At 74.5% G+C, this 21,648-nt stretch carries 18 protein-coding genes; 5 read left to right on the top strand and 13 right to left on the bottom strand.

Annotated features, from left to right (window positions below):
• Positions 1-44: 44 nt before the first annotated feature.
• On the bottom strand, positions 45-1,253 hold the full coding sequence (locus ACWPWW_RS17290) for an ROK family transcriptional regulator (RefSeq protein ID WP_454051564.1): 1,209 nt from the start codon (positions 1,251-1,253) through the stop codon (positions 45-47).
• Between the two features lie 140 nt (positions 1,254-1,393).
• Between ACWPWW_RS17290 and ACWPWW_RS17285 the strand changes: the two genes are divergently transcribed.
• Entirely contained in the window at positions 1,394-2,467 is a 1,074-nt protein-coding gene (locus ACWPWW_RS17285; protein WP_454051563.1) for an LLM class flavin-dependent oxidoreductase, read from the top strand.
• A gap of 630 nt (positions 2,468-3,097) precedes the next feature.
• On the opposite strand, the gene ACWPWW_RS17280 is transcribed toward ACWPWW_RS17285, so the two are convergent.
• Positions 3,098-3,985 (bottom strand): PfkB family carbohydrate kinase, encoded by an 888-nt coding sequence (locus ACWPWW_RS17280; RefSeq protein ID WP_454051562.1) that lies wholly within the window; start codon positions 3,983-3,985, stop codon positions 3,098-3,100.
• Positions 3,986-4,079: 94 nt separating this feature from the next.
• Here ACWPWW_RS17280 and pgi point away from each other — a divergent pair, with 94 nt between their 5' ends.
• Positions 4,080-5,759 (top strand): glucose-6-phosphate isomerase, encoded by a 1,680-nt coding sequence (pgi, locus tag ACWPWW_RS17275; protein WP_454051561.1) that lies wholly within the window; start codon positions 4,080-4,082, stop codon positions 5,757-5,759.
• Between the two features lie 271 nt (positions 5,760-6,030).
• Here pgi and ACWPWW_RS17270 read toward each other — a convergent pair whose 3' ends face one another.
• The 4 genes from ACWPWW_RS17270 to ACWPWW_RS17255 form a co-directional block, all read right to left on the bottom strand.
• Positions 6,031-6,798 carry a 16S rRNA (uracil(1498)-N(3))-methyltransferase gene (locus ACWPWW_RS17270; RefSeq protein ID WP_454051560.1) on the bottom strand — a complete coding sequence of 256 codons (768 nt, stop codon included), beginning with the start codon at positions 6,796-6,798 and terminating at the stop codon, positions 6,031-6,033.
• 1 nt (position 6,799) lies between these two features.
• Positions 6,800-7,933 (bottom strand): molecular chaperone DnaJ, encoded by a 1,134-nt coding sequence (dnaJ, locus tag ACWPWW_RS17265; RefSeq protein ID WP_454051559.1) that lies wholly within the window; start codon positions 7,931-7,933, stop codon positions 6,800-6,802.
• Positions 7,934-8,027: 94 nt separating this feature from the next.
• On the bottom strand, positions 8,028-9,062 hold the full coding sequence (gene hrcA / locus ACWPWW_RS17260; RefSeq protein WP_454051558.1) for a heat-inducible transcriptional repressor HrcA: 1,035 nt from the start codon (positions 9,060-9,062) through the stop codon (positions 8,028-8,030).
• A 55-nt stretch (positions 9,063-9,117) separates the two neighbouring features.
• Positions 9,118-10,629: an MFS transporter gene (locus ACWPWW_RS17255; RefSeq protein WP_454051557.1), complete on the bottom strand. Its 1,512-nt coding sequence runs from the start codon at positions 10,627-10,629 to the stop codon at positions 9,118-9,120.
• A 49-nt stretch (positions 10,630-10,678) separates the two neighbouring features.
• On the opposite strand from ACWPWW_RS17255, the gene ACWPWW_RS17250 reads away from it, so the two are divergent.
• On the top strand, positions 10,679-11,533 hold the full coding sequence (locus ACWPWW_RS17250) for a DUF3097 domain-containing protein (protein ID WP_454051556.1): 855 nt from the start codon (positions 10,679-10,681) through the stop codon (positions 11,531-11,533).
• 46 nt (positions 11,534-11,579) lie between these two features.
• Here ACWPWW_RS17250 and ACWPWW_RS17245 read toward each other — a convergent pair whose 3' ends face one another.
• A complete protein-coding gene (locus tag ACWPWW_RS17245; protein ID WP_454051555.1) occupies positions 11,580-12,524 on the bottom strand; it encodes a hypothetical protein in 945 nt (314 codons plus the stop codon).
• A gap of 163 nt (positions 12,525-12,687) precedes the next feature.
• Here ACWPWW_RS17245 and ACWPWW_RS17240 point away from each other — a divergent pair, with 163 nt between their 5' ends.
• Positions 12,688-13,062 carry a DUF4870 domain-containing protein gene (locus tag ACWPWW_RS17240; protein WP_454051554.1) on the top strand — a complete coding sequence of 125 codons (375 nt, stop codon included), beginning with the start codon at positions 12,688-12,690 and terminating at the stop codon, positions 13,060-13,062.
• A 171-nt stretch (positions 13,063-13,233) separates the two neighbouring features.
• On the opposite strand, the gene hemW is transcribed toward ACWPWW_RS17240, so the two are convergent.
• Complete coding sequence (gene hemW, locus ACWPWW_RS17235) at positions 13,234-14,478, bottom strand: radical SAM family heme chaperone HemW (protein ID WP_454051553.1); 1,245 nt, start codon at positions 14,476-14,478, stop codon at positions 13,234-13,236.
• Positions 14,475-16,355, bottom strand: coding sequence for a translation elongation factor 4 (gene lepA / locus ACWPWW_RS17230; RefSeq protein ID WP_454051552.1), 1,881 nt, complete (start codon positions 16,353-16,355; stop codon positions 14,475-14,477). Before lepA ends, hemW begins: the two co-directional genes overlap by 4 nt.
• 44 nt (positions 16,356-16,399) lie before the next feature.
• Here lepA and ACWPWW_RS17225 point away from each other — a divergent pair, with 44 nt between their 5' ends.
• A complete protein-coding gene (locus ACWPWW_RS17225) occupies positions 16,400-17,119 on the top strand; it encodes a maleylpyruvate isomerase family mycothiol-dependent enzyme (RefSeq protein WP_454051551.1) in 720 nt (239 codons plus the stop codon).
• A gap of 74 nt (positions 17,120-17,193) precedes the next feature.
• On the opposite strand, the gene ACWPWW_RS17220 is transcribed toward ACWPWW_RS17225, so the two are convergent.
• The 4 genes from ACWPWW_RS17220 to ACWPWW_RS17205 form a co-directional block, all read right to left on the bottom strand.
• On the bottom strand, positions 17,194-18,030 hold the full coding sequence (locus ACWPWW_RS17220) for a class I SAM-dependent methyltransferase (RefSeq protein ID WP_454051550.1): 837 nt from the start codon (positions 18,028-18,030) through the stop codon (positions 17,194-17,196).
• A gap of 104 nt (positions 18,031-18,134) precedes the next feature.
• Positions 18,135-18,980, bottom strand: coding sequence for a transglutaminase family protein (locus tag ACWPWW_RS17215; RefSeq protein WP_454051549.1), 846 nt, complete (start codon positions 18,978-18,980; stop codon positions 18,135-18,137).
• On the bottom strand, positions 18,980-19,909 hold the full coding sequence (locus ACWPWW_RS17210; RefSeq protein WP_454051548.1) for an alpha-E domain-containing protein: 930 nt from the start codon (positions 19,907-19,909) through the stop codon (positions 18,980-18,982). Before ACWPWW_RS17210 ends, ACWPWW_RS17215 begins: the two co-directional genes overlap by 1 nt.
• Positions 19,903-21,480: a circularly permuted type 2 ATP-grasp protein gene (locus ACWPWW_RS17205; protein WP_454051547.1), complete on the bottom strand. Its 1,578-nt coding sequence runs from the start codon at positions 21,478-21,480 to the stop codon at positions 19,903-19,905. The genes ACWPWW_RS17210 and ACWPWW_RS17205 overlap by 7 nt, the downstream gene beginning before the upstream one ends.
• Between the last annotated feature and the right edge of the window lie 168 nt (positions 21,481-21,648).

Genomic DNA, 21,648 nt, shown 5'->3' with positions numbered 1-21,648 from the left:
CGGGGGTGTGAGTACCGGCACTGCAAGCGGTCGGCTCGGGGTCGTCACGTGACCCCGAGCTGACCGGACAGCACGAGGGCCGCGGCGCCCGAGAGCGCCCCGTCCTCGTCCAGCGATCCCATCCGCAGCACCAGGTCCTGCCCCAGCAGGGGCAGGGTCCGGGCCCGGACGGTGGCCAGCGCCTCGGCTCTGAGAGCGCCGCCCAGCAGCTCCGGGGGGCCGGAGAGCAGGACCTCGGCCAGGTTGAGCGCACTGACGACGGGAGCGAGGGCGAGCCCCAGCTTCCGTCCGACCGACGCGAGCTCCGCGTCGGACTCCTCGGGGGTGCGGCCGGCGGTGGCGCGGCGCAGCGCGGGCAGGGAGAGCAGCGTCTCCAGGCAGCCGGCGCGCCCGCACGCGCACGGCAGGGGCTGGGGGTCTCCGGCGCGGACGTCGCGGTCGTCGACGACGGTGACGTGGCCGATCTCCCCGGCGGCGTGCGCGCGGCCGGCGACCAGCGCGCCGTCCAGCACGATCCCGGCGCCGACGCCCTGCCCGACGGTGACGACCATCAGCCCGGCGCCGGACGCCCCGCCGTAGGTGTACTCCCCCAGCGCGTGGGTGTTGGCGTCGTTCGCGACCTGGACCGGCACGCGCAGGCGCTCGGTGAGGCGCGCGGCGAGCGGCAGGTCGTACCAGCCGCGGTTCGGGGCGGCGATGACGACGCCCGCGGAGTCGATGACGCCGGGCGACCCGATGCCGACGCCGACCACGGGCCGGTCCGCGGCGGCGAGCAGCTCGCGGCACAGGTCCTCGAGCACCTCGACGGCGGCGTCCCCGGTGCGACCGTCGAGCGACACCGTGCGGCGGGCGACGACGACGCCGGTCAGCGTCATCACGGCCCCGCGCAGGCTGGCGTCGTCCGCGAGGTCGACGGCGACGACGTGGAACTCCTCCGTGCGCATCCCGACCAGCGTCGCGGGCTTGCCGACGCGCCCCTCGGGGCGGATGCCGAGCTCCTCCGCGAGGCCCTCGGAGATCAGCACCGACACGAGGTCGGAGACCGTCACGCGGGTGAGGCCGGTGGCGCGGGCCAGGTCGGCGCGCGAGGACGGCCCCTGGTGGAACAGGGCCTGGAGGACCATCGCGCGGTTGTGCGCTCGGGCGTGCTCCGGGAGGACCTTCGCGGTCGGCCGGAGGGTCCGGCCCACCCCGCGCAGCGACGGACCCGACGCCCGGGGCGCCTGCGTGGTCGTCGCACCGGAGGTCGTCATGTTTGTTAGTAGACCTTCCTTACTAATCGCGGTCAAGACGTTCGTGTGACCGTGACCACATCGTGACCGCGCGTTCACCGCGCCGACACGCGCCTCCGCGGACCCGGGAATGCCACCGTGCACCGGGTCCTTGCACCGGCATGGAGCTCGGTCTGTACACATTCGGCGACGTCCACCCCGACCCCGTGTCCGGGGCGCGCACCTCCCCTGCGCAGCGGCTGCGGGAGGTCCTCGAGCGGGTACGGCTCGCCGAGCAGGTCGGCCTCGACCACGTCGGGATCGGCGAGCACCACCGGCCGGACTACGCGATCTCCTCCCCCGCCACGGTGATCGCGGCGGCGCTGGCGCAGACGTCGCGGATCAGCATCGGCAGCGCCGTGACCGTGCTCTCGACCGAGGACCCCGTCCGCGTCTACCAGCAGTTCGCGACGATGGACCTGCTGTCGGAGGGCCGCGTCGAGCTGCTCGCCGGCCGCGGGTCGTTCATCGAGTCCTACCCGCTGTTCGGCGCCTCCCTCGACGACTACGACGAGCTGTTCGACGAGAAGATCCGTCTGCTGCTGCGGATCGACCGCGGCAACCCGGTCACCTGGTCCGGCCGGTTCCGGCCGTCGCTGCACGCCGCCGAGGTGCTGCCGCGCCCCTTCGACAAGCCCGGGCTCGGCGAGCACCTGCGGATCGCCGTCGCCACCGGCGGCAACCCCGCGTCGTCCGAGCGCGCCGGACGCCTCGGGCTGCCGGTGTCCTACGCGATCATCGGCGGCCGGCCCGCGGACTTCGCCGGGCTCGCCCGGCTGTACCGCCGCGCGCACGAGGAGGCCGGCCACGACGCCGCCACCCGGCGCGTCGAGGTCGCGGGGATGGGCTTCGTCGCCGACGACGGCCGCGCCGCGCGGGACTTCTTCTTCCCGTACTGGCTCGACTCGATGCGCCGGATCGCCGCCGAGCGCGGGTTCGCGATCCCGAACCGGATCGCGTTCGAGAGCCAGTCCGCGAAGGGGGGCGCGTACTTCGTCGGGGCGCCGGAGGAGATCGCGGAGCGCATCGTCGCGCTGCACGGGGTGCTGGGGCACGACCGGCAGATCTTCCAGATGGACCTGAGCGGGGTCCCGCAGCGGGAGAGCCTGCGCTCGATCGAGCTGCTGGGCACCCGGGTGGCGCCGCTGGTGCGCGAGGCGCTGGGCGAGGACGCGGTGACCCGGTCGGACGGCTGAGCCCAGGGGCTCCCCGCCTTCCCCGACCGACTGGCCCCTGACGTCCCCGCTCTGCGGCGGGGACGTCAGGGGCGGTGCGCCGAGCGCGTCAGGGCTCGCGATCCGCGCCGGCCGGGCCCGACAGCCTGTCGCGGTCCGCCAGACGTCGACGGGCCCGGACGTGGACGACTCCTGCGACGGTGAAGGGCCCGACGAGCAGCGCGGCCGACCCGAGGAAGATCCGGGCGAAGGTGGCGCCGGGCGTGGACGAGCTCAGTGCCGACACACCGCGGCACCGATCAGCAGAGCGGCGCTAGCGGCGACGAGCGCTCGGACGGGGTGCCGCAGCTCTAGCTGACGCACTTGTACCCGAGCACGAGCGCTGCTCCGGATCGATCACGAACTCTCATCACAGGTCTCCCTCGTCGTTGAGTCGAACGGACGACGAGGACGGTAGGAACCACCGGCGGGCGCGAGTGGGACCTTCTCCCCTGGTCGGCCGGGCCGTGGATCGCAGGACGCGGCTCTGCACGCATCGCTGCTGCCCACGATGAGTGGGTCCGGTCGGAGCGATCGAGTGCTGCCCTGAGTGCCGGCACGCCGCACGAGCCAGCACAGCGGCGGCGTCCGCCTGAGGGGTGCGCCGCCGGCTCAGCGCCGCGGGGCCCAGCCCAGGGCACCCGGGTGCCGGACCGACTCCGTCGCCCAGCGGGTGCCCACGCGCAGCGCGTCCCCGATCGACGCGCCCCGGGCCAGCTCCGCCGCGAGCGCCCCGTGCAGCACGTCGCCCGCGCCGAGCGTGTCGACGACCTCGTCGGACGGCACCGTCGCGACCTCGACCCGGCCCTCCGCCCCGTCGCGCTCGAGGTAGCGCAGCGCGCCGCCGCCGGCCGACCGGGCCGCGGACGCCACCGGCCAGCGCGCCGCGAGGGCCGTCAGCACGTCGCCCTCCGCGTCCGGCAGCCGGAAGTCCGCCGAGAGCACCGCGTGGTCCACGTGCGCGAGCAGGTCGCCGAGCCCGGGCTTCCACGAGCCGCCGTCCAGCGCGACCGGGATCCCGGCGGCCCGCGCGGCCTCGGCCACCGGCACGGCCGCGCCGAGGTGGTGGCCGTCGACCAGCACGGCGGTCGCCCCGGCCAGCGCGTCGCCGTCGAGGGCCGCACGCGCCGCCGCGCCGAGGTCGGGCGTCCCGGTCCCGTTCACCGACACGACAGCCCGCTCCCCCGTCGCCCGGGTGACGAGCACCGTCGACACCGGTGGCGTCGCGGTGGTCCCCGCGGCCAGGTCCACGACCTCGACACCGGCGGCGCGCAGCCCGGCGCGCACCAGGTCAGCCACCGGTCCGGCGCCGATCGCGGTCACCAGCCGGGCGGGCACGCCCAGCGCGACGGCCGTCGCCGCGGCGTTCGCGGCGGGTCCGCCGAACCGCACGTCGAGCCCGTCGGCGACCACCTTCTGGTCCGGGCCGGGGATCGCGTCGAGGGTCTGCACGACGTCGAGCGTCACGAGGCCGCAGCAGACCAGCACCGGGGAGAACACCCGACCATCCTGCCGGTACCGACGTCCTGCTCGCGGCAGCCCCGGACGTGGATACGGTGTCACCTGTTGGTTCTGCTTCCGAGAGGGACTCCCCGTGACTGCACCCGTCGACGCCACCACCACCGGCGCCTGGACCGCCCTGACCGCGCACCGCGACGCGCTCACCCCCGACCTGCGGGGCTGGTTCGACGCCGACCCCGGCCGGGCCGAGCGGCTGACCCACCAGCTGGCCGACCTGACCGTCGACCTGTCCAAGAACCTGGTGACGGACGAGACGCTGCCGCTGCTGGTCGCGCTGGCCGAGCAGGTCGACCTGCAGGGCCGCCTGGCCGCGATGTTCGCCGGCGAGCACATCAACGTCACCGAGGACCGCGCCGTGCTGCACACCGCGCTGCGCCGCCCCGCGGACGCCGAGCCGGCGCTGGTCGTCGACGGCCAGGACGTGGACGCCGACGTGCAGGAGGTGCTCGCGAAGGTCGCCGCGTTCGCCGACAAGGTGCGCTCCGGCGAGTGGACCGGCGTCACCGGCGAGCGCGTGCGCACCGTGGTGAACATCGGCATCGGCGGCTCCGACCTCGGGCCGGTCATGGCGTACGAGGCGCTCAAGCCGTACGTCCAGGACGGCCTCGAGGTGCGGTTCGTGTCGAACATCGACCCGACGGACATCGCCGAGAAGACGAAGGACCTCGACCCGACGACGACGCTGTTCATCGTCGCGTCCAAGACGTTCGGCACGCTCGAGACGCTGACCAACGCGCGGCTGGCCCGCGACTGGCTGTGGCGGGGCCTCGTCGCCGCCGGCGCCATCGAGGACACCGAGGACGCCCGCACCGGCGCCGTCGCGAAGCACTTCGTCGCCGTGTCGACCGCGCTGGACAAGGTCGCCGCGTTCGGCATCGACCCGGAGAACGCGTTCGGCTTCTGGGACTGGGTCGGCGGCCGCTACTCCGTCGACTCCGCGATCGGCACCTCGCTCGCCGTCGCGATCGGCCCGGACGCCTTCGGCGAGCTCCTCGAGGGCTTCCACGCCGTCGACGAGCACGTCCGCAGCACCCCGCTCGACCAGAACGTGCCGGTGCTGATGGGCCTGCTCAACGTCTGGTACGTCAACTTCCTCGACGCGCACACGCACGCCGTGCTGCCCTACGCGCAGTACCTGCACCGGTTCCCGGCGTACCTGCAGCAGCTGACCATGGAGTCGAACGGCAAGTCGGTCCGCTGGGACGGCACCCCCGTCACCACCGAGACCGGCGAGGTGTTCTGGGGCGAGCCGGGCACGAACGGCCAGCACGCGTTCTACCAGCTGATCCACCAGGGCACGCGGCTGATCCCGGCGGACTTCATCGCCGTGGCCAACCCGGCGCACCCGCTGTCCGACGGCGGCACCGACGTGCACGGGCTGTTCCTGGCCAACTTCTTCGCGCAGACCAAGGCGCTGGCGTTCGGCAAGACCGCCGACGAGGTCCGCGCCGAGGGCACGGCCGAGGACATCGTCCCCGCCCGGGTGTTCAGCGGGAACCGCCCGACCACGTCGATCCTCGCGCCGGCGCTGACCCCGTCGGTGCTCGGCCAGCTGATCGCGCTCTACGAGCACATCACCTTCGTCGAGGGCGTCGTCTGGGGCATCGACTCCTTCGACCAGTGGGGTGTCGAGCTCGGCAAGAAGCTCGCCCTCGAGATCGCTCCGGCGGTCCAGGGCGACGCCGACGCGCTCGCCGGGCAGGACCCGTCGACCCGGTCGCTGATCGCGAAGTACCTGGAGCTGCGCGGCTGACGGCCGACCCCTCCTGCACGCCCGGACGGGCCCGCGCGACCAGACGGTCGCGCGGGCCCGTCCGTGCACCCGGTCCCGTCCGTGCACCCGGTCCCGTCCGCGCGCCCGGTCCCGTCCGCGCGCCCGCGCCGTCGAGGGTGCACGAACTCACGGACAGATCGCCCCTATCGCGCGAGTTCCTGCACCCTCGACGCGCGCGGCAGCGCAGCAGCGCGCAGCAGCGCGGCAGCGCGCAGCAGCGCGGCAGCGCGCAGGCGCGCGCGGCCCCGGCTCAGCCCCAGCGGCCGAGGCGCTGGGCCAGGAGCGCGAGCGCCACCGGCCCCGCCGTCGACGTCCGGAGCACGTGCGGGCCGAGCCGCACGGTCACCGCGCCGGCCTCGACCAGGGCGTCGACCTCGCGCGCGGAGATCCCGCCCTCGGGCCCGACGACGACGAGCACGTCGGCCGGCGTGCCGGCCGCGGGCAGCGCCGCCTCGGCGAGCGGGACGGTCGCCTCCTCGTGCAGGACGAGCACCGCGCCCCCGGCCTCGACGACCTCCCGGGCGCGCCGCACCAGGGCGTTCCCGTCGGCCGCGAGCGACACCTCCGGGACGTGCGCCCGCCGGGCCTGCTTGGCGGCGGCCCGGACCGTCCCGAGCCAGCGCGCGCGGCTCTTGGCCGCCCGGTCGCCGCGCCACACCACGATGGACCGCTCGGCCTGCCAGGGCACGACGGCGTCGGCCCCGACCTCGGTCGCGGCCTCGATGGCCATCTCGTCGCGGTCGCCCTTGGCCAGCGCCTGCACCAGCACGAGCCGCGGGGCGGGCACCGGCTCGACGACGACCTCGCGCACGCGCAGGTGCACGCCGTCGGGCCCGACGGCCTCGATCTCCCCGACCAGCCGGGTGCCGGCGCAGTCGACGACGTCGACCCGCTCCCCCGGAGCCCGGCGCTGCACGACGCCGGCGTGCCGGCCCTCGGTGCCGTCGAGCAGGTACGAGCCCCCGACGACGGCCGCGTCCAGCGCGCCCGGCTCCGCCAGGAAGACCGGTGCGGTCACCTCAGCGCCCGGAGAGCTTGTCGCGCAGCTTGGCGAACACGCCGCCGCCGGACGCCGACAGGCGCGCGTCGGGGCGCTCCTCCTCGCGCAGCACGGCGAGCTGGCGCAGCAGCTCGGTCTGCTGCTCGTCCAGCTGCGTGGGGACCTGGACGTCGACGTGCACGTGCAGGTCGCCGCGGCCGCCGGCGTGCAGGTGGCCGACGCCGAGCCCGCGGAGCGTGACGACCTGGGCCGGCTGGGTGCCGGGGCGCAGGTCGACCTCCTGCGGGCCGTCGAGGGTGTCCAGCGTGAGCACGGTGCCCAGCGCGGCGGCGGTCATCGGGACCGGCAGCGTGCAGTGCAGGTCGTCGCCCTCGCGGATGAACGTGTCGTGGCGGCGCTCGCGCACCTCCAGGTAGATGTCGCCGGCCGGGCCGCCGGCGGGGCCGACCTCGCCCTGCGCGGTGAGCTTGATCCGGGTGCCGGTGTCGACGCCCGCCGGGACGTCGACCTCGAGCGTGCGACGGGAGCGGACGCGGCCCTCGCCGGCGCACTCGGTGCAGGGCTCGGGGATGACGGTGCCGAAGCCGTGGCACGCGGCGCACGGCTGGGACGTCATGACCTGGCCGAGGAACGAGCGCGCGACCCGCTGGACGGTGCCGCGGCCGCCGCAGACGTCGCAGGTGCGCGGCGACGTGCCCGGGCGGCAGCAGGAGCCGTCGCAGGTCGGGCACACGACGGCGGTCTCGACGGGCACCTCGCGGTGCGTGCCGAAGGTCGCCTCCGCCAGGTCGATGTCGAGCCGGACCAGGGCGTCCTGGCCGCGGCGTGCCCGCGGGATGGGGCCGCGCTGCGCGGCGCCGCCCGCGGCCGCGCCGAAGAACGTCTCGAAGATGTCCTGGAAGCCGAAGCCCGCGCCGCCGCCCATGCCGCCACCGGGCGAGGACGGGTCGGCGCCCATGTCGTACATCCGGCGCTTCTCGGGGTTCGACAGCACGTCGTAGGCCCGGGACACGTCCTTGAACCTGTCCTCGGAGCCGGCCTCCGCCCCGGCGACGTCCGGGTGCAGCTCGCGCGCGAGCCGCCGGTACGCCTTCTTGATCTGCTCGGGCGTGGCGTCGCGCTCGACGCCGAGGACCTCGTAGTAGTCGCTCACTCGTCACTTCCTGTGCGGGTCGGTCGCGCGCGTCGACGCGGGTCGGGGTTGCCTGCTGAACGTGCGCGGGCGCCCGGAGGTGCCCAGCAGCCGCTCATCCGGCGAGGATCCGGGACAGGTACCGCGCGACGGCGCGCACCGTCGCGATGGTCCCGGGGTAGTCCATGCGCAGGGGGCCGACGGAGCCGATCCGGGCGACCGCGGCACCGCCGCCGTCGTCCGGGCCGCCGTACCCGGTGGTCACGAAGCTGGTCTCGACGAGCCCCTCGTGCTGGGTCTCGCGGCCGATCCGGACGGAGACCGCGGCCTCGTCCTCGGACATCTCGGTGAACAGGCGCAGCAGGACGACCTGCTCCTCGAGCGCCTCGAGCACCGGGCTGATGGTGCGGGCGAAGTCGGTCCCGCCGCCCCGGACCAGGTTGGCGGTGCCGGCCAGCACGACCCGCTCCTCGCTCTCGCGGGCGAGCGTGTCCTCCACGACCTGGACCACGGCGCGCACCAGCGGCGCGTCGGCGGGCAGGAAGTCGTCGGACAGGTCGGACAGGACGGCGTCCAGCTCGGCCAGCCGGCGACCGGCCGCGGCGGCGTTCAGCCGCGCGCGCAGCCGGGACACGACGGCGACGTCCAGGGTGTCCGCGAGCTCGAGGGTGCGCTGCTCCACGCGCCCGTGGTCGGTGATGATCACGACGAGCAGGTGCCGCTCCCCGACCGGGACGAGCTCGACGTGCCGCAGCGCGGTCCGCCGCAGCGACGGGTACTGCACGACCGCGACCTGGTGCGTCAGCTGCGCGATCAGCCGGACGGAGCGGTCGACGACGTCGTCCAGGTCGACCGCGTCCTCCATGAACGTCTCGATCGCGCGGCGCTCGGGCGCGGACAGCGGCTTCACGGTCGCGAGGCGGTCGACGAACAGCCGGTACCCCATGTCCGTCGGCACGCGGCCGGCGGACGTGTGCGGCTGCACGATGTAGCCGGACTCCTCGAGCGCGGCCATGTCGTTGCGGATCGTCGCGGGCGACACCCCGAGGGAGTGCCGCTCCACGAGCGCGCGCGAGCCGACGGGCTCCCGCGTGGCGACGTAGTCCTCCACGATCGCCCGCAGCACGTCCAGCCTGCGGTCCTCGCTCATCGCCACCTCCCGACGTCCGGATCCTGCTGGCACTCGATCGAACCGAGTGCCAATTCTACGCGTCCGCCGGCGTGCGCGCGGCGTCCCGCCGCCGCGCGACCAGGTCGACGACCCCGATGACGAGCGCCACGGACACCAGCACCACGGTGATCAGCAGTGCCCGGCCGGCCGCCGCGCTGCCCGCCAGCCCGGACGTGAGCGCCGAGTAGTACGTCGACAGCGCCACGGCGACACCCAGCGCCGACCCCACGCGCTGCCCGACCTGCAGCATGCTGCCCGCCACCCCGGCCCGGTCCAGCGGCACCCGCGCGAGGGTGAGCGTCTGGTTCGGCGCGATCACCAGCCCGCTGCCCGCCCCGGTGACCAGCTGCGTCGCCGCCACCGCGAACCCGACCCCCGGCGGGTCCACCAGCCGGATGGCGATGTCGGTCCCGATCAGCCCGACGACGACCATCGCGAGCCCGACCACGACGACGGCCCGGCCGTGGGTCGCGACCAGCCGCCCGGACTGCTGGGCCGCGACGGCCGACGCGATCGCGAACGGCATGCCGACCAGCCCCGCCTGCAGCGGCGTGAACCCCGCGATCTGCTGCAGGTACAGCGTGGTGACGAGGAACACGGCCGTGAACCCCGCGAAGTACGCCATGCCGAGCAGCGCGCCGTTGCGGAACGACGGCTCCCCGATCACGCGCGGGTCGAGCACGGCAGCGCCCGTCCGGCGCTGGTAGCCGCGCTCCCAGAGCACGGTGGCGACCGCGAGCACCGCGGCGACGGCCAGCCACCACCACCGCGTCGGGTCGTCGCCGCCCTCGCCCGTCGTCGTGACGAACGGCACCATCACCGCGGCGGTGGCCAGGGCGATGAGCGCCAGCCCGGGCACGTCCAGCCGCGGCCGCCCGTTCGGGCCGAGCACGCCCCGCGGGGCGCCCGGCGCCCGCCGCGGCAGGAACCGCACCGCGAACGGCAGCACCACCGCGATCACCGGCACGTTGACGAAGAACACCCACCGCCAGCCGTGCTCGGCGCCCGCCACCTGGATGATCAGCCCGCCGAGCAGCGGACCGAGCGCGGTGGACACCCCGATCGTCGCGCCGAAGTACCCGAAGGCCTTGCCGCGCTCGGGCCCGGAGAACAGCTGCTGGATGGTGCCGACCACCTGCGGGTTCAGCAGGCCCGCGCTGACGCCCTGCAGCAGCCGCATCCCGGCCAGCACCTCGTCCGACGGCGCCAGCCCGGCACCCAGGCTGGTCAGCGCGAAGCCGGTGAGCCCGATCAGGAACAGCGCACGCCGGCCGCGCGCGTCGCCCAGGCGGCCGGCGGGGACCAGCACCAGCCCGAACGCCAGCGTGTACCCGGCGACGATCAGCTGCAGCTGGCTGGCGCCCGCGTCGAGGCTGCGCTCGATGGACGGCAGCGCCACGTTGACGATGGAGACGTCGAGCATCGTGATGAACCCGATCGCCAGGCAGACCCCGAGGGCCCGCCAGCGGTGCGGGTCGGGCTCGGGGCGGTCGCCCGGCGCGGGGGCGGAGGAGGCGGAGGGGTGCTGCGCGGGGCTCGACGTCACCGTCGTGTCGTACCACGGCGGCGCCGGGTCGGCACCTAGGCTGCCGCGCGTGACCGACCGCTACGGACCCGACGTGCTCGCCGCCGCCTCCCCCCGCACGCACCGCCGACCGACCTCGACGCCCGTCCCCGCCGACCGCGGGCTCGTCGTCGAGGAGGTCACCACCGGCTGGGTCGGTGCCGTGGTCCGCGTCGAGAAGTCCGGCGGCGAGCACGTCGTCGTGCTGGAGGACCGGCACGGCAAGACCCGCACCTTCCGGCTCGGGCCGGGGTTCTGGGTGGACGGCAAGCCGGTCGAGCTCACGGCGCCGAAGGCCGCCCCGGCGCAGACCGGCCCCCGGCGCACCGCGTCGGGGTCGCTCGTGGCCGCCGACCAGCGCGCCCGGGTCGCCATCGGCAGCCGGATCTGGGTCGAGGGCAAGCACGACGCCGAGCTCGTCGAGAAGGTCTGGGGCGACGACCTGCGGGCGGAGGGCGTCGTCGTCGAGCTGCTGGACGGCGTGGACAACCTGGTCGACGCGCTGCGCGACTTCCGGCCGGGGCCGGGCAAGCGGGTCGGCGTGCTGGTCGACCACCTGGTGCCCGGGTCCAAGGAGCAGCGCATCGCCGACGAGGCGGTGCGGGCCGTGCCCGCCGGAACGCTGCTGGTGCTCGGCCACCCCTACGTCGACGTGTGGCAGGCCGTGCGGCCGGCGCGCGTGGGGCTGACCGCGTGGCCGACCATCGAGCGCGGCACCGAGTGGAAGCGCGGCATCCTGCGCGAGCTCGGCTGGCCCGCCGACGACCAGGCCGACGTCGCCCGCGCCTGGCAGCGGATCCTGCGCAGCGTGCGCAGCTACGCCGACCTGGAGCCGTCGCTGCTCGGCCGGGTCGAGGAGCTCATCGACTTCGTGACGGCCCCCTGACGCGCGACGGCGCCGCACCTCCGGAGGTACGGCGCCGTCGGACGCGTCAGGGTGCGACGGGCTCGTTCTGCAGCCGGCGGTAGACGTAGGTCGTGGCCAGGAGGCCGACCGGGAACGACACCAGCTGGCCGACGCCGCACAGCGCGCTGCCGACCAGGTTCGCGGCGTACACGCCCAGGAACAGCAGGACGACGGTGCCGAGGTTGCGGTTCACCAGCGTGAAGCTCGCCTTGAGGGCGTCCACGGGCGACATCCGCTTGTCGATGACGAAGAACAGCGTGAACTGCGCGAAGAAGGCGAAGACCAGCCCCGGGATCACGAACAGGAACGACCCGATCGCCGTGCCCGCGCCGACGAGCAGCGCCGCCAGGACGATCTTGCCGAAGTCGTCGAACGTGAAGAACGTGCCCACCTCGACGCGGCGTCCCGCGGCGACCTCCAGCGTCGCGCGGATGACACCGGCCTGCATGAACGCGCCGAGCAGCATGGCGACGGCGAACACCAGCAGGTAGCCGAACACGAGCCCGAACCCGGCGCCCGTGCGCAGCTCGCCGGTGTCCGGGTCCACGCCGATCGCGACGCTGCCGACCGTGATCGCGAACAGGACGGCCGTCACGACGGCGATCACCACGAGGTACGCGAGCACGCCGAGCAGGAACGGGCCCACGTTCTGGGTGAACTTGTTCCAGCCCCAGGTGAACGAGTCCCCGACGGCCGTGCCGGCGTTCGGGGCGCCGTACGGCTGCTGCGCGTACGGCTGCTGGCCGTATGGCTGGCCGTAGGGCTGCTGCTGGCCGTAGGGCTGCTGCGGGGCGTACGGGTCCTGCTGGCCGTACGGCTGGCCGTAGCCGGGGGCGGCCGGCGGCGGGTACGCGCCGGCGGGCTGCTGCGGCGTGCCGGGCTGCTGCGGCGTGCCGGGCTGGGACGGCGGCGTCGGAGGGGTCGACGAGTCGTCGTCGCCCGCCGGGTTCGTGCCGGGGTTCTCGGTCATGGCGTCCCTCCAGGGTCGGACGTCGTTCGCCCGTCGCGTCAGAGAACCGAAGGCTGCGGGTACCTGTCAAGGCACGTTCGCCCTGGAAGACGGGGACGAACCACCCGGCAGTGCCGCTACGCTGCGCTCGCCGTAGCCCTGTTCCCCTTCGTTGAGGAGACCCATGTCGTACGACGCCCCGCAGCCGCCCGCAGCGGCCCAGCCGCCGCTGCGCCCCGACGAGGAGCGCACCTGGTCGCTGCTCGCCCACCTCGGCGGGATCCTGTTCAGCGTCATCGCGCCGCTCGTGATCTGGCTGGTCTTCAAGGGCCGCGGCCCGTTCCTGGACCACCACGCCAAGGAGGCGCTGAACTTCCAGATCACGGTGCTGATCGCCTACGTGGCCGCCTGGATCCTCACCACCGTGACCTTCGGCCTGCTGTTCTTCCTGCCGTTCGTCGTGGGGATCGTGGGCCTGGTGTTCGCGATCCTCGCGGCCGTCGCCGCGAACAAGGGCGAGTGGTACCGCTACCCGCTCACGCTGCGCCTGGTGAAGTGACCCGCGGGCACTGACCCCGCCGCACGCGAGGGCGTCGCTCCCCCCCGGGGGCGGCGCCCTCCGCGCTGCGCCTGCGACCGCCGCCGAGGTCGTCACTCCTGCACGAGGTCGTCCCGCAGACATGACGACCTCACGCCGATGTGACGACCTCGCGGGCCGCCGCGCCTCGCGTCAGTCGGCGAGGGCGCGCACGACCGCATCCGCCAGGAGGCGGCCGCGGCGGGTCAGGCGCACGCGCTGTCCCGGGACGTCGCCGCGGCCGAGCGCCGAGCGGGCGTCGACCAGGCCGTCGGCGACGAGCCCGGCCACGCGGGTGCGGGCCGGCAGGCTCAGCTCGTCGATCGGCAGGCCCTCGTCCAGCCGGACGCCGAGCATGACGCGCTCGAGCTGCGCGGACGCGTCCTCGACGGTCTCCCGTCCCGCGGCCGGGCTCTCCCCCGCCGCGAGCCGCGCCGCGTAGGTGCGCGGGTGCTTGACGTTCCACCACCGCACGCCGCCGACGTGGCTGTGCGCGCCGGGCCCGACGCCCCACCAGTCGTCGTTCCGCCAGTAGGCCAGGTTGTGCCGGCACGCGTCCGCCGGCGTGCGCGCCCAGTTGCTCACCTCGTACCAGTGCAGGCCCGCGGCGGTCAGCAGGTCGTCGGCGAGCTCGTACTTGGCGGCCTGGTCGTCCTCGTCGGGCAGCGCCAGCAGCCCGCGCTTGACCTGGACGGCCATCTTGGTGCCCTGCTCCACGACGAGCGCGTACGCGGACACGTGGTCCACGCCGGTCGCGAGCGCGGTCTCGAGCGAGGCGCGCCAGTCGTCGAGGGACTCCCCCGGCGTGCCGTAGATCAGGTCGAGGGACACGGCGAGCCCGGCGTCCCGCGCCCAGCGCACGACGTCGGGGATCCGCCGCGGGTCGTGCGTGCGCTCGAGGGTCGCCAGCACGTGCGGGACCGCCGACTGCATGCCGAACGACACCCGCGTGAACCCGCCGCGGCGCAGCTCGGCGAGCGACTCGGGCGTGACGGAGTCCGGGTTGGCCTCGGTGGTGACCTCGGCGTCGTCGGCGAGGCCCCACGCGTCGCGTACGCCGTCGAGCATCCGCACCAGGTCGGACGCCGGCAGCACCGTCGGGGTGCCGCCGCCGACGAACACCGTCGACGCGGGGCGCGCGGGCAGCCCGGCGGCACGGGTCACGCGCGCGCCGAGGGCGATCTCCGCGAGCGCCGTGTCCGCGTACGACGCCTGGGAGGCGCCGCCGCCGAGCTCGGTCGCGGTGTACGTGTTGAAGTCGCAGTACCCGCAGCGCACCGTGCAGAACGGCACGTGCAGGTACACGCCGAACCCGCGGCCCGCGGCGCCGTCGAGCACCGCGGCCGGGAGGGCGCCGTCCGCCGGGGCGGCGTCGCCGTCCGGGAGCGCAGGGCTCACTTCTTCTTCGCGTCCTTGGCGTCCTTGGGTGCCGCGGCGTCGGAGGACAGGGCGGCGATGAAGGCCTCCTGCGGCACGTCGACCCGGCCGATGGTCTTCATGCGCTTCTTGCCCTCCTTCTGCTTCTCCAGCAGCTTCCGCTTGCGGGTGATGTCGCCGCCGTAGCACTTGGCGAGGACGTCCTTGCGGATGGCGCGGATGGTCTCGCGGGCGATGACGCGCGAGCCGACGGCGGCCTGGATCGGCACCTCGAACTGCTGGCGCGGGATCAGGTCCTTGAGCTTCGACGCCATCATCACGCCGTAGGAGTAGGCCTTGTCCTTGTGCACGATCGAGCTGAACGCGTCGACCTGCTCGCCCTGCAGCAGGATGTCGACCTTGACCAGGTCCGCGACCTGGTCGCCCACGGGCTCGTAGTCGAGGCTCGCGTAGCCGCGCGTCCGGGACTTCAGCTGGTCGAAGAAGTCGAACACGATCTCCGCGAGCGGCAGCGTGTAGCGCATCTCGACGCGGTCCTCGGACAGGTAGTCCATGCCGAGCAGGTCGCCGCGCTTGCCCTGGCAGAGCTCCATGATCGCGCCGATGAACTCGCTGGGCGCGAGGATCGTCGACTTCACGACCGGCTCCCGCACCTCGCGGATCTTGCCGCCCGGGAACTCGCTCGGGTTGGTCACCGTGACGACCTGGCGGTCCTCCAGCGTCACCTCGTAGACCACGTTGGGCGCGGTCGAGATGAGGTCGAGGTTGAACTCGCGCTCGAGCCGCTCGCGGATGATCTCGAGGTGCAGCAGGCCGAGGAACCCGACGCGGAACCCGAAGCCCAGCGCGACCGAGGTCTCGGGCTCGTAGTTGAGGGCGGCGTCGTTGAGCTTGAGCTTGTCGAGCGCGTCGCGCAGCACCGGGTAGTCGGAGCCGTCGATCGGGTACAGGCCCGAGAACACCATCGGCTTCGGGTCGGAGTACCCGCCGATCGCCTCGGTCGCCGGCTTGCTCGCGTTGGTGACGGTGTCGCCGACCTTCGACTGGCGCACGTCCTTCACGCCGGTGATCAGGTAGCCGACCTCGCCGACGCCGAGGCCCTTGGTGACCACCGGCTCCGGGGAGATCACGCCGATCTCGAGCAGCTCGTGCGTCGCCTTGGTCGACATCATCGCGATCCGCTCACGCGGGTTGAGGTTGCCGTCCTTGACCCGCACGTAGGTGACCACGCCGCGGTAGGTGTCGTAGACGGAGTCGAAGATCATCGCGCGGGCGGGGGCGTCCGGGTCGCCGACCGGGGCCGGGACCAGCTGCACGATCCGGTCCAGCAGCGCCTCGACGCCCTCACCGGTCTTGCCCGACACCCGCAGGCAGTCCTCGGGGTCGCCGCCGATCAGGCCGGCGAGCTCCTCGGCGTACTTCTCGGGCTGCGCGGCCGGCAGGTCGATCTTGTTCAGCACCGGGATGATCTGGAGGTCGTTCTCCATCGCCAGGTACAGGTTGGCCAGCGTCTGCGCCTCGATGCCCTGCGCCGCGTCGACCAGCAGCACCGCGCCCTCGCACGCCGCCAGCGACCGCGAGACCTCGTACGTGAAGTCGACGTGCCCCGGGGTGTCGATCATGTTCAGCGCGTAGGGGGTGTCACCCAGTGCCCACGGCATGCGCACGGCCTGCGACTTGATGGTGATCCCGCGCTCGCGCTCGATGTCCATCCGGTCGAGGTACTGGGCGCGCATCGCCCGCGAGTCGACCACCCCGGTGAGCTGGAGCATCCGGTCGGCGAGCGTCGACTTGCCGTGGTCGATGTGCGCGATGATGCAGAAGTTGCGGAGCAGCTCCGGCGCGGTCGCCGCGGGGGCGATGCGCTGGGACTGGGCGGCGCTCGGGATCGGGGACACGTGCTCCCTCGGTTTCGCTGGGTCGGGACTGGCACCATCGTCCCATGCCCGCGCCCCAGACCCGAGCCGGTGACCTGCTCCCGGCCCTGGCCGGCGCGCAGGACGACTTCGCACGGCTCCTGACCTCGGCCGACCTCGACGCCCCCGTCCCCACCTGCGGCGCCTGGACCGTCACCGACCTGGCCCTGCACCTGGGCGGCGTGCACCGCTGGGCGGCGGGCATGGCGCGCGGCACCGACGACGGCGGCGACGACCCGGCCGGCCCGCGGGACCCGGCGGCGCTGCGCGCGTTCTACCGGGAGCAGGCCGACGCGCTGGTCACCACGCTCCGGGACCTCGGCCCCGCGGCACCGGGACTGACGCTCAACGGGCCCGGGCCTGCGGCGTTCTGGCACCGCCGGCAGCTGCACGAGACCCTGGTGCACCTGCACGACCTGGCACTGGCGACCGGCACCGCACACCCCGTGGACGACCCGGCGCTGTGGGCGGACGCGGTCGACGAGGTCGTGACGGTGATGACCCCGCGGCAGGTGCGGCTCGGGCGGCTGGCACCGCTGGCCGTGCCCGTCCGGCTGGTCGCGGCGGACGCCGGCCGCGCCTGGGCGCTCGGCCCGGCGGAGGAGCCGCGGGCGACGGTGACGGGCCCGACGCGGACGCTGGCGCTGCTCCTGTGGGGCCGCGCCGCCCCGGCCGACCCGACGCTCGCGACCACCGGCGACCCGGCGGCGCTCACGGCAGCCCTCGCCGGCCCGCTCACCCCCTGACCCCCTGAGCCCCTGAGCGTGGAAGGTCCCGACGGACACGCCGTCGGCGTGTCGGTCGCACCCATCCCGGGCCGTCAGCCTGCGGGCTTCGTGGCCGTGAGGGAGAACGTCAGCGGCAGACGGGCGTCGTCGCCGGGGAGCGCCCAGCTCGCGCCGGCGCGGACCATCTGCGGCAGCGCCTGCCACGGGATCGTCCGCTCCTCCGCCATCGCCCGCAGGGTCAGCCCCGCGTCGAGCACCGCCTGCACGACCTCGCTCAGCGCGTGCTGCCACTCGTAGGTGTCGGCGTGCTCGGGAGCGACCTCGGCGTCGGCGTACGTCGTGGTGTGCACGTGGTGCCGCGGAGTCGCCGATCCGAAGTACGGGGCGGTGAGGGCGAGCACGCCGTCCGGGCGATCGGCGTCGACGGCGTAGAGGGCCGGGTGGGCGTCGCGGACGTAGAACGTGCCGCCGCGCCGCAGCAGCCCGGCGACCACCTGCGCCCACCGGGTCAGGTCGGGCAGCCAGCACAGCGCGCCGATCCCGGTGTAGACGACGTCGAACTGCTCGTCGCAGACGTCGAGCGCGTGGTCGACGTCGCTGTCGAGGAACGTCGCGGGCAACCCGGCGCGCGCGGCGACGTCCCGGGCCGCGCCCGTCGCGGCCGGTGAGAAGTCGATCCCCGTGACCTGGGCACCGAGCCGCGCCCAGGACAACGTGTCGAGCCCGATGTGGCACTGGAGGTGCACCAGGCTCAGCCCGGCGGGCGAGCCGTCCGGCAGGTGCGGCGCCATCGCGGCCAGGTCGTCCCGCACCACCGAGCTGATCCGCTCCGGGTCTGCCACGAAGTCCTCGACGCCGTACGCGACCAGGTGCCCCGGGACGACGGCGTCCCAGTTCCGCTGGTTGACGGCGAGCGCGTTCTCGGTCATGCGCGCCACCGTAGGTGCGGTACCGCGTGAGCACGCAGGGCTTTCCGCCCGACCTCCCACCCGCCCGCCCTCGGCGGCCCAGGACGACCGCGTCGGCGCGGGCCTCAGGCCTCGCGGGTGATCCGGACCTCCACGTCGAGCGACTGCGTCCCCGCCCCGGCGAAGATCCCGCGCAGGGGCGGGACGTCGTCGTAGCAGCGGCCGCGGGCGAGCACCACGTGCCGCTCCCCGACCGCCACCCGGTTGGTGGGGTCGTAGCCGGTCCACTCGCCGGCCCACCACTCGACCCACGCGTGCGACTCCCCGACGACCGTCTGCCCGATCTCCGCCTCCCGGAGGGGCTGCAGGTAGCCGGACACGTAGCGCGCGGGGATCCCGATGCTGCGCAGCGCGCCGGCCGCCAGGTGCGCCATGTCCTGGCAGACGCCCTTGCGTGCCGACCAGGCGTCGGCGGCGGGCGTGTGCACGGCGGTGACCCCGGGCACGTACTCGAGCTCGTCGCGGACGGCGTGGCACACCGCGAGCGCCGCGTCGGCCGGGTCCAGCCCGTGGGCGGCGGCGGCCGCGAGCGCGGCGACCTCCTCGGGCACGACGGTGGTGGCGGTGTCGGACAGGAACTCGGCGAGCGTGTCGCGCAGCGCGGGGCTGCGCAGCGTCGCCCAGTCGCCCGACGTGCGGGGCGCCGGGCGGTCGGCGACCTCGACGCGGCTCTCGGCGGTGACGACCAACTGCTCGTGCGGCGCCAGCACCTCGAAGGCCGTCACGGCGGTGCCCCAGTAGTCGCGGTACTCGTGCGCCCAGGTGTGCGGCTGCACGTCGAGCCGCGCCTCCAGCACCGTCTGCCCGGGCTGCGCGAGCGGCGTCATCCGGGCTTCGTTGTACGACGCGGTGACGGGGCGGGTGTAGCGGAACGCCGTGGTGTGCACGACGTGCAGGCGGCTGGTGCCCATCAGACGGCCTCTCCGACCCAGGTCGTGACGCTGCCGGACGGGAAGTACCGGCGGCGGATGGCGTCGCTCGCGGCGGCGCACGCGCGCTGCACCCGCTCCATCTCGGCGGGCAGCGCGTCGAGCACCTCGGGCAGCGGCCGGTACTCGAGGCTGGTGCGGGCGTGCCCGAGGTGCCGGATGGCCTCCTCGACGCCGGTGAGCGCGCGGACGGGCTCGAGCGCGGTCAGGCACTCCTCGGCCTGGCCGAGCGCGTACACGATCGACCGCGGGAACGACCGGTCGAGCAGCAGGAACCCGGCGGCGCGCTCGTCCGAGGCCATGCCGCGGTAGGTGCGCAGGTAGGCCTCGTGCGCGCCGCAGGACCGCAGCAGCGTCGACCAGCCCGGCCCGCTCGACCCCGCGAGCGCGCGCGTCGTGATGAGGCGGGCGGTCATGTCGGCGCGCTCGATGGACCGGCCGAGCACCATGAACCGCCAGGTGTCGTCCCGCGAGGTCGCCGAGTCGGTGAGCCCGGCGACGATCGCCGCCCGCTCCCGCACCCACGTGAAGTAGTCGTGCGGCCGGGTGGGCCGCATCTGGGCCGGCAGCTGGTTCCAGGCCGTGTTCAGGGCCTCCCACAGCTCGGTCGACACGATCTCCCGGGCCCGGCGCGCGTTCTCGCGGGCGGCGGCGAGCGACCCGGCGATCGACGACGGCGACACCCGGTCGTAGCCGAGCATCTCCAGGACCTGCTGGCGCCCGACCTGGACGTCCGGTGCCGGCGCGGGCCGGTCCATCACGGACAGCAGCGACCGGCAGGCCAGGTCCTCCTCGGCCCACGGGTCCTCCAGGAGGATCTGCACGTGCACGTCGAGCAGGCGCGCGGTGTCGTCGGCGCGCTCGACGTAGCGGCCGATCCAGAACAGGGACTCCGCGATGCGGCTCAGCACGGCGCACCACCCTCCGTCTGCTGCTGCTGCTGCTGCTCCATCTGCGACCCCGTGTCGCTCGGGTTCGCGTCGATGGGGACGGCGGAGTCGACGGGCACGGTGCGGGGCGAGGCCGCCGGGGCGCCGACCCGGTGCGGGACCGTCGCGCCGAGCACCCACGTGTCCTTGGAGCCGCCGCCCTGCGAGGAGTTGACCACCAGCTCCCCCTCGGGCAGCGCCACCCGGGTCAGCCCGCCCGGGAGCACCCACACCTGGTCGCCGTCGTTCACGGCGAACGGCCGCAGGTCGACGTGGCGGGGCCGCAGGCCGTCCTCGACGAGGGTCGGGACCGTCGACAGCTGCACCACGGGCTGCGCGATCCAGCCGCGCGGGTCGGCGACCAGCCGGTCACGCAGCGCGCCGAGCTCGGCGCGGGAGGCCGCCGGTCCCACGACGAGGCCCTTGCCGCCCGAGCCGTCGACCGGCTTCACGACCAGCTCGTCGAGCCGGTCCAGCACCTCGGCGAGCGCCTCGGGCTCCTCGAGCCGCCAGGTGTCGACGTTCGGGATGACCGGCTCCTCACCCAGGTAGTACCGGATCAGGTCGGGCAGGTAGGTGTAGACGAGCTTGTCGTCCGCGACGCCGTTGCCCACCGCGTTGGCGATCGTCACGTTCCCGGCACGCGCGCACGTCATGATCCCGGGGCTGCCGAGCGCCGAGTCGGACCGGAACGCGACCGGGTCCAGGTAGTCGTCGTCGACCCGGCGGTAGATCACGTCGACCCGGCGACGCCCCTGGGTCGTCCGCATCCACACCCGGCCGCCCGCGCAGAACAGGTCGCGGCCCTCGACCAGCTCGACGCCCATCGTGCGCGCCAGGAGCGAGTGCTCGAAGTAGGCGGAGTTGTAGACGCCGGGCGTGAGGACGACGACGGTCGGGTCGTCGACGCCGTCCGGTGCGGCCGCGGTGAGCGCGGCCAGCAGCCGCCGCGGGTAGTCCTGCACCGGGCGGATCCGCAGCGTCGCGAACAGCTCGGGGAACGTCTGCGCCATCGCCCGGCGGTTCGACAGCACGTACGACACCCCGCTCGGGACGCGCACGTTGTCCTCCAGGACCCGGAAGGTGCCTTCGGCGTCGCGCACCAGGTCGATGCCCGAGACGTGCACCCGGACGCCGTTGGGCGGCTGGATGCCGCGGGCGGCGCGGTGGAAGTGCGTGGAGGACACGATCAGCCCGCGCGGGACGACCCCGTCGGCCACCGCCTTCTGCGGCCCGTACACGTCGGCGAGGAACGCCTCCAGCGCGCGCACCCGCTGCGCGACGCCCGGCGCGACGTGGTCCCACTCGTGCCCGGCGATCACCCGGGGGACGACGTCGAGCGGGAACGGCCGCTCCTCCCCCGCGAAGTCGAACGTCACGCCCTGGGCGAGGTAGGACCGGGCGAGCGCCTCGGCCCGGGCGCGCAGGTCCGACGTGGTCTGCTGCGCGAGCGCCGCGTGCACGTGCTGGTACGTCGGTCGCGGGCCCGTCCCGGGGTCGAGCATCTCGTCCCAGGCCGCGCCGGGTGGGTACGCGTCGAACAGGTCCGCCATCCGGTGATCCTCGCCCTCCCGTGTCACGGCAGTGTGTCCGGCCGGGAACGGCGAGATCACGCAGGACGGCGCGCTCGCGCCCCGACGCCTGCGATCCTGCCCCAGCGCAGCGGCAGCCGCCCGACGGCGCGCGGCGGGCCGGCGCCCGGCCGGCGACCGGGCGGCGAC

It is taken from the genome of Cellulomonas sp. Marseille-Q8402 (genome assembly GCF_965119525.1).
This window is presented reverse-complemented; position numbering and strand designations above follow the sequence as displayed.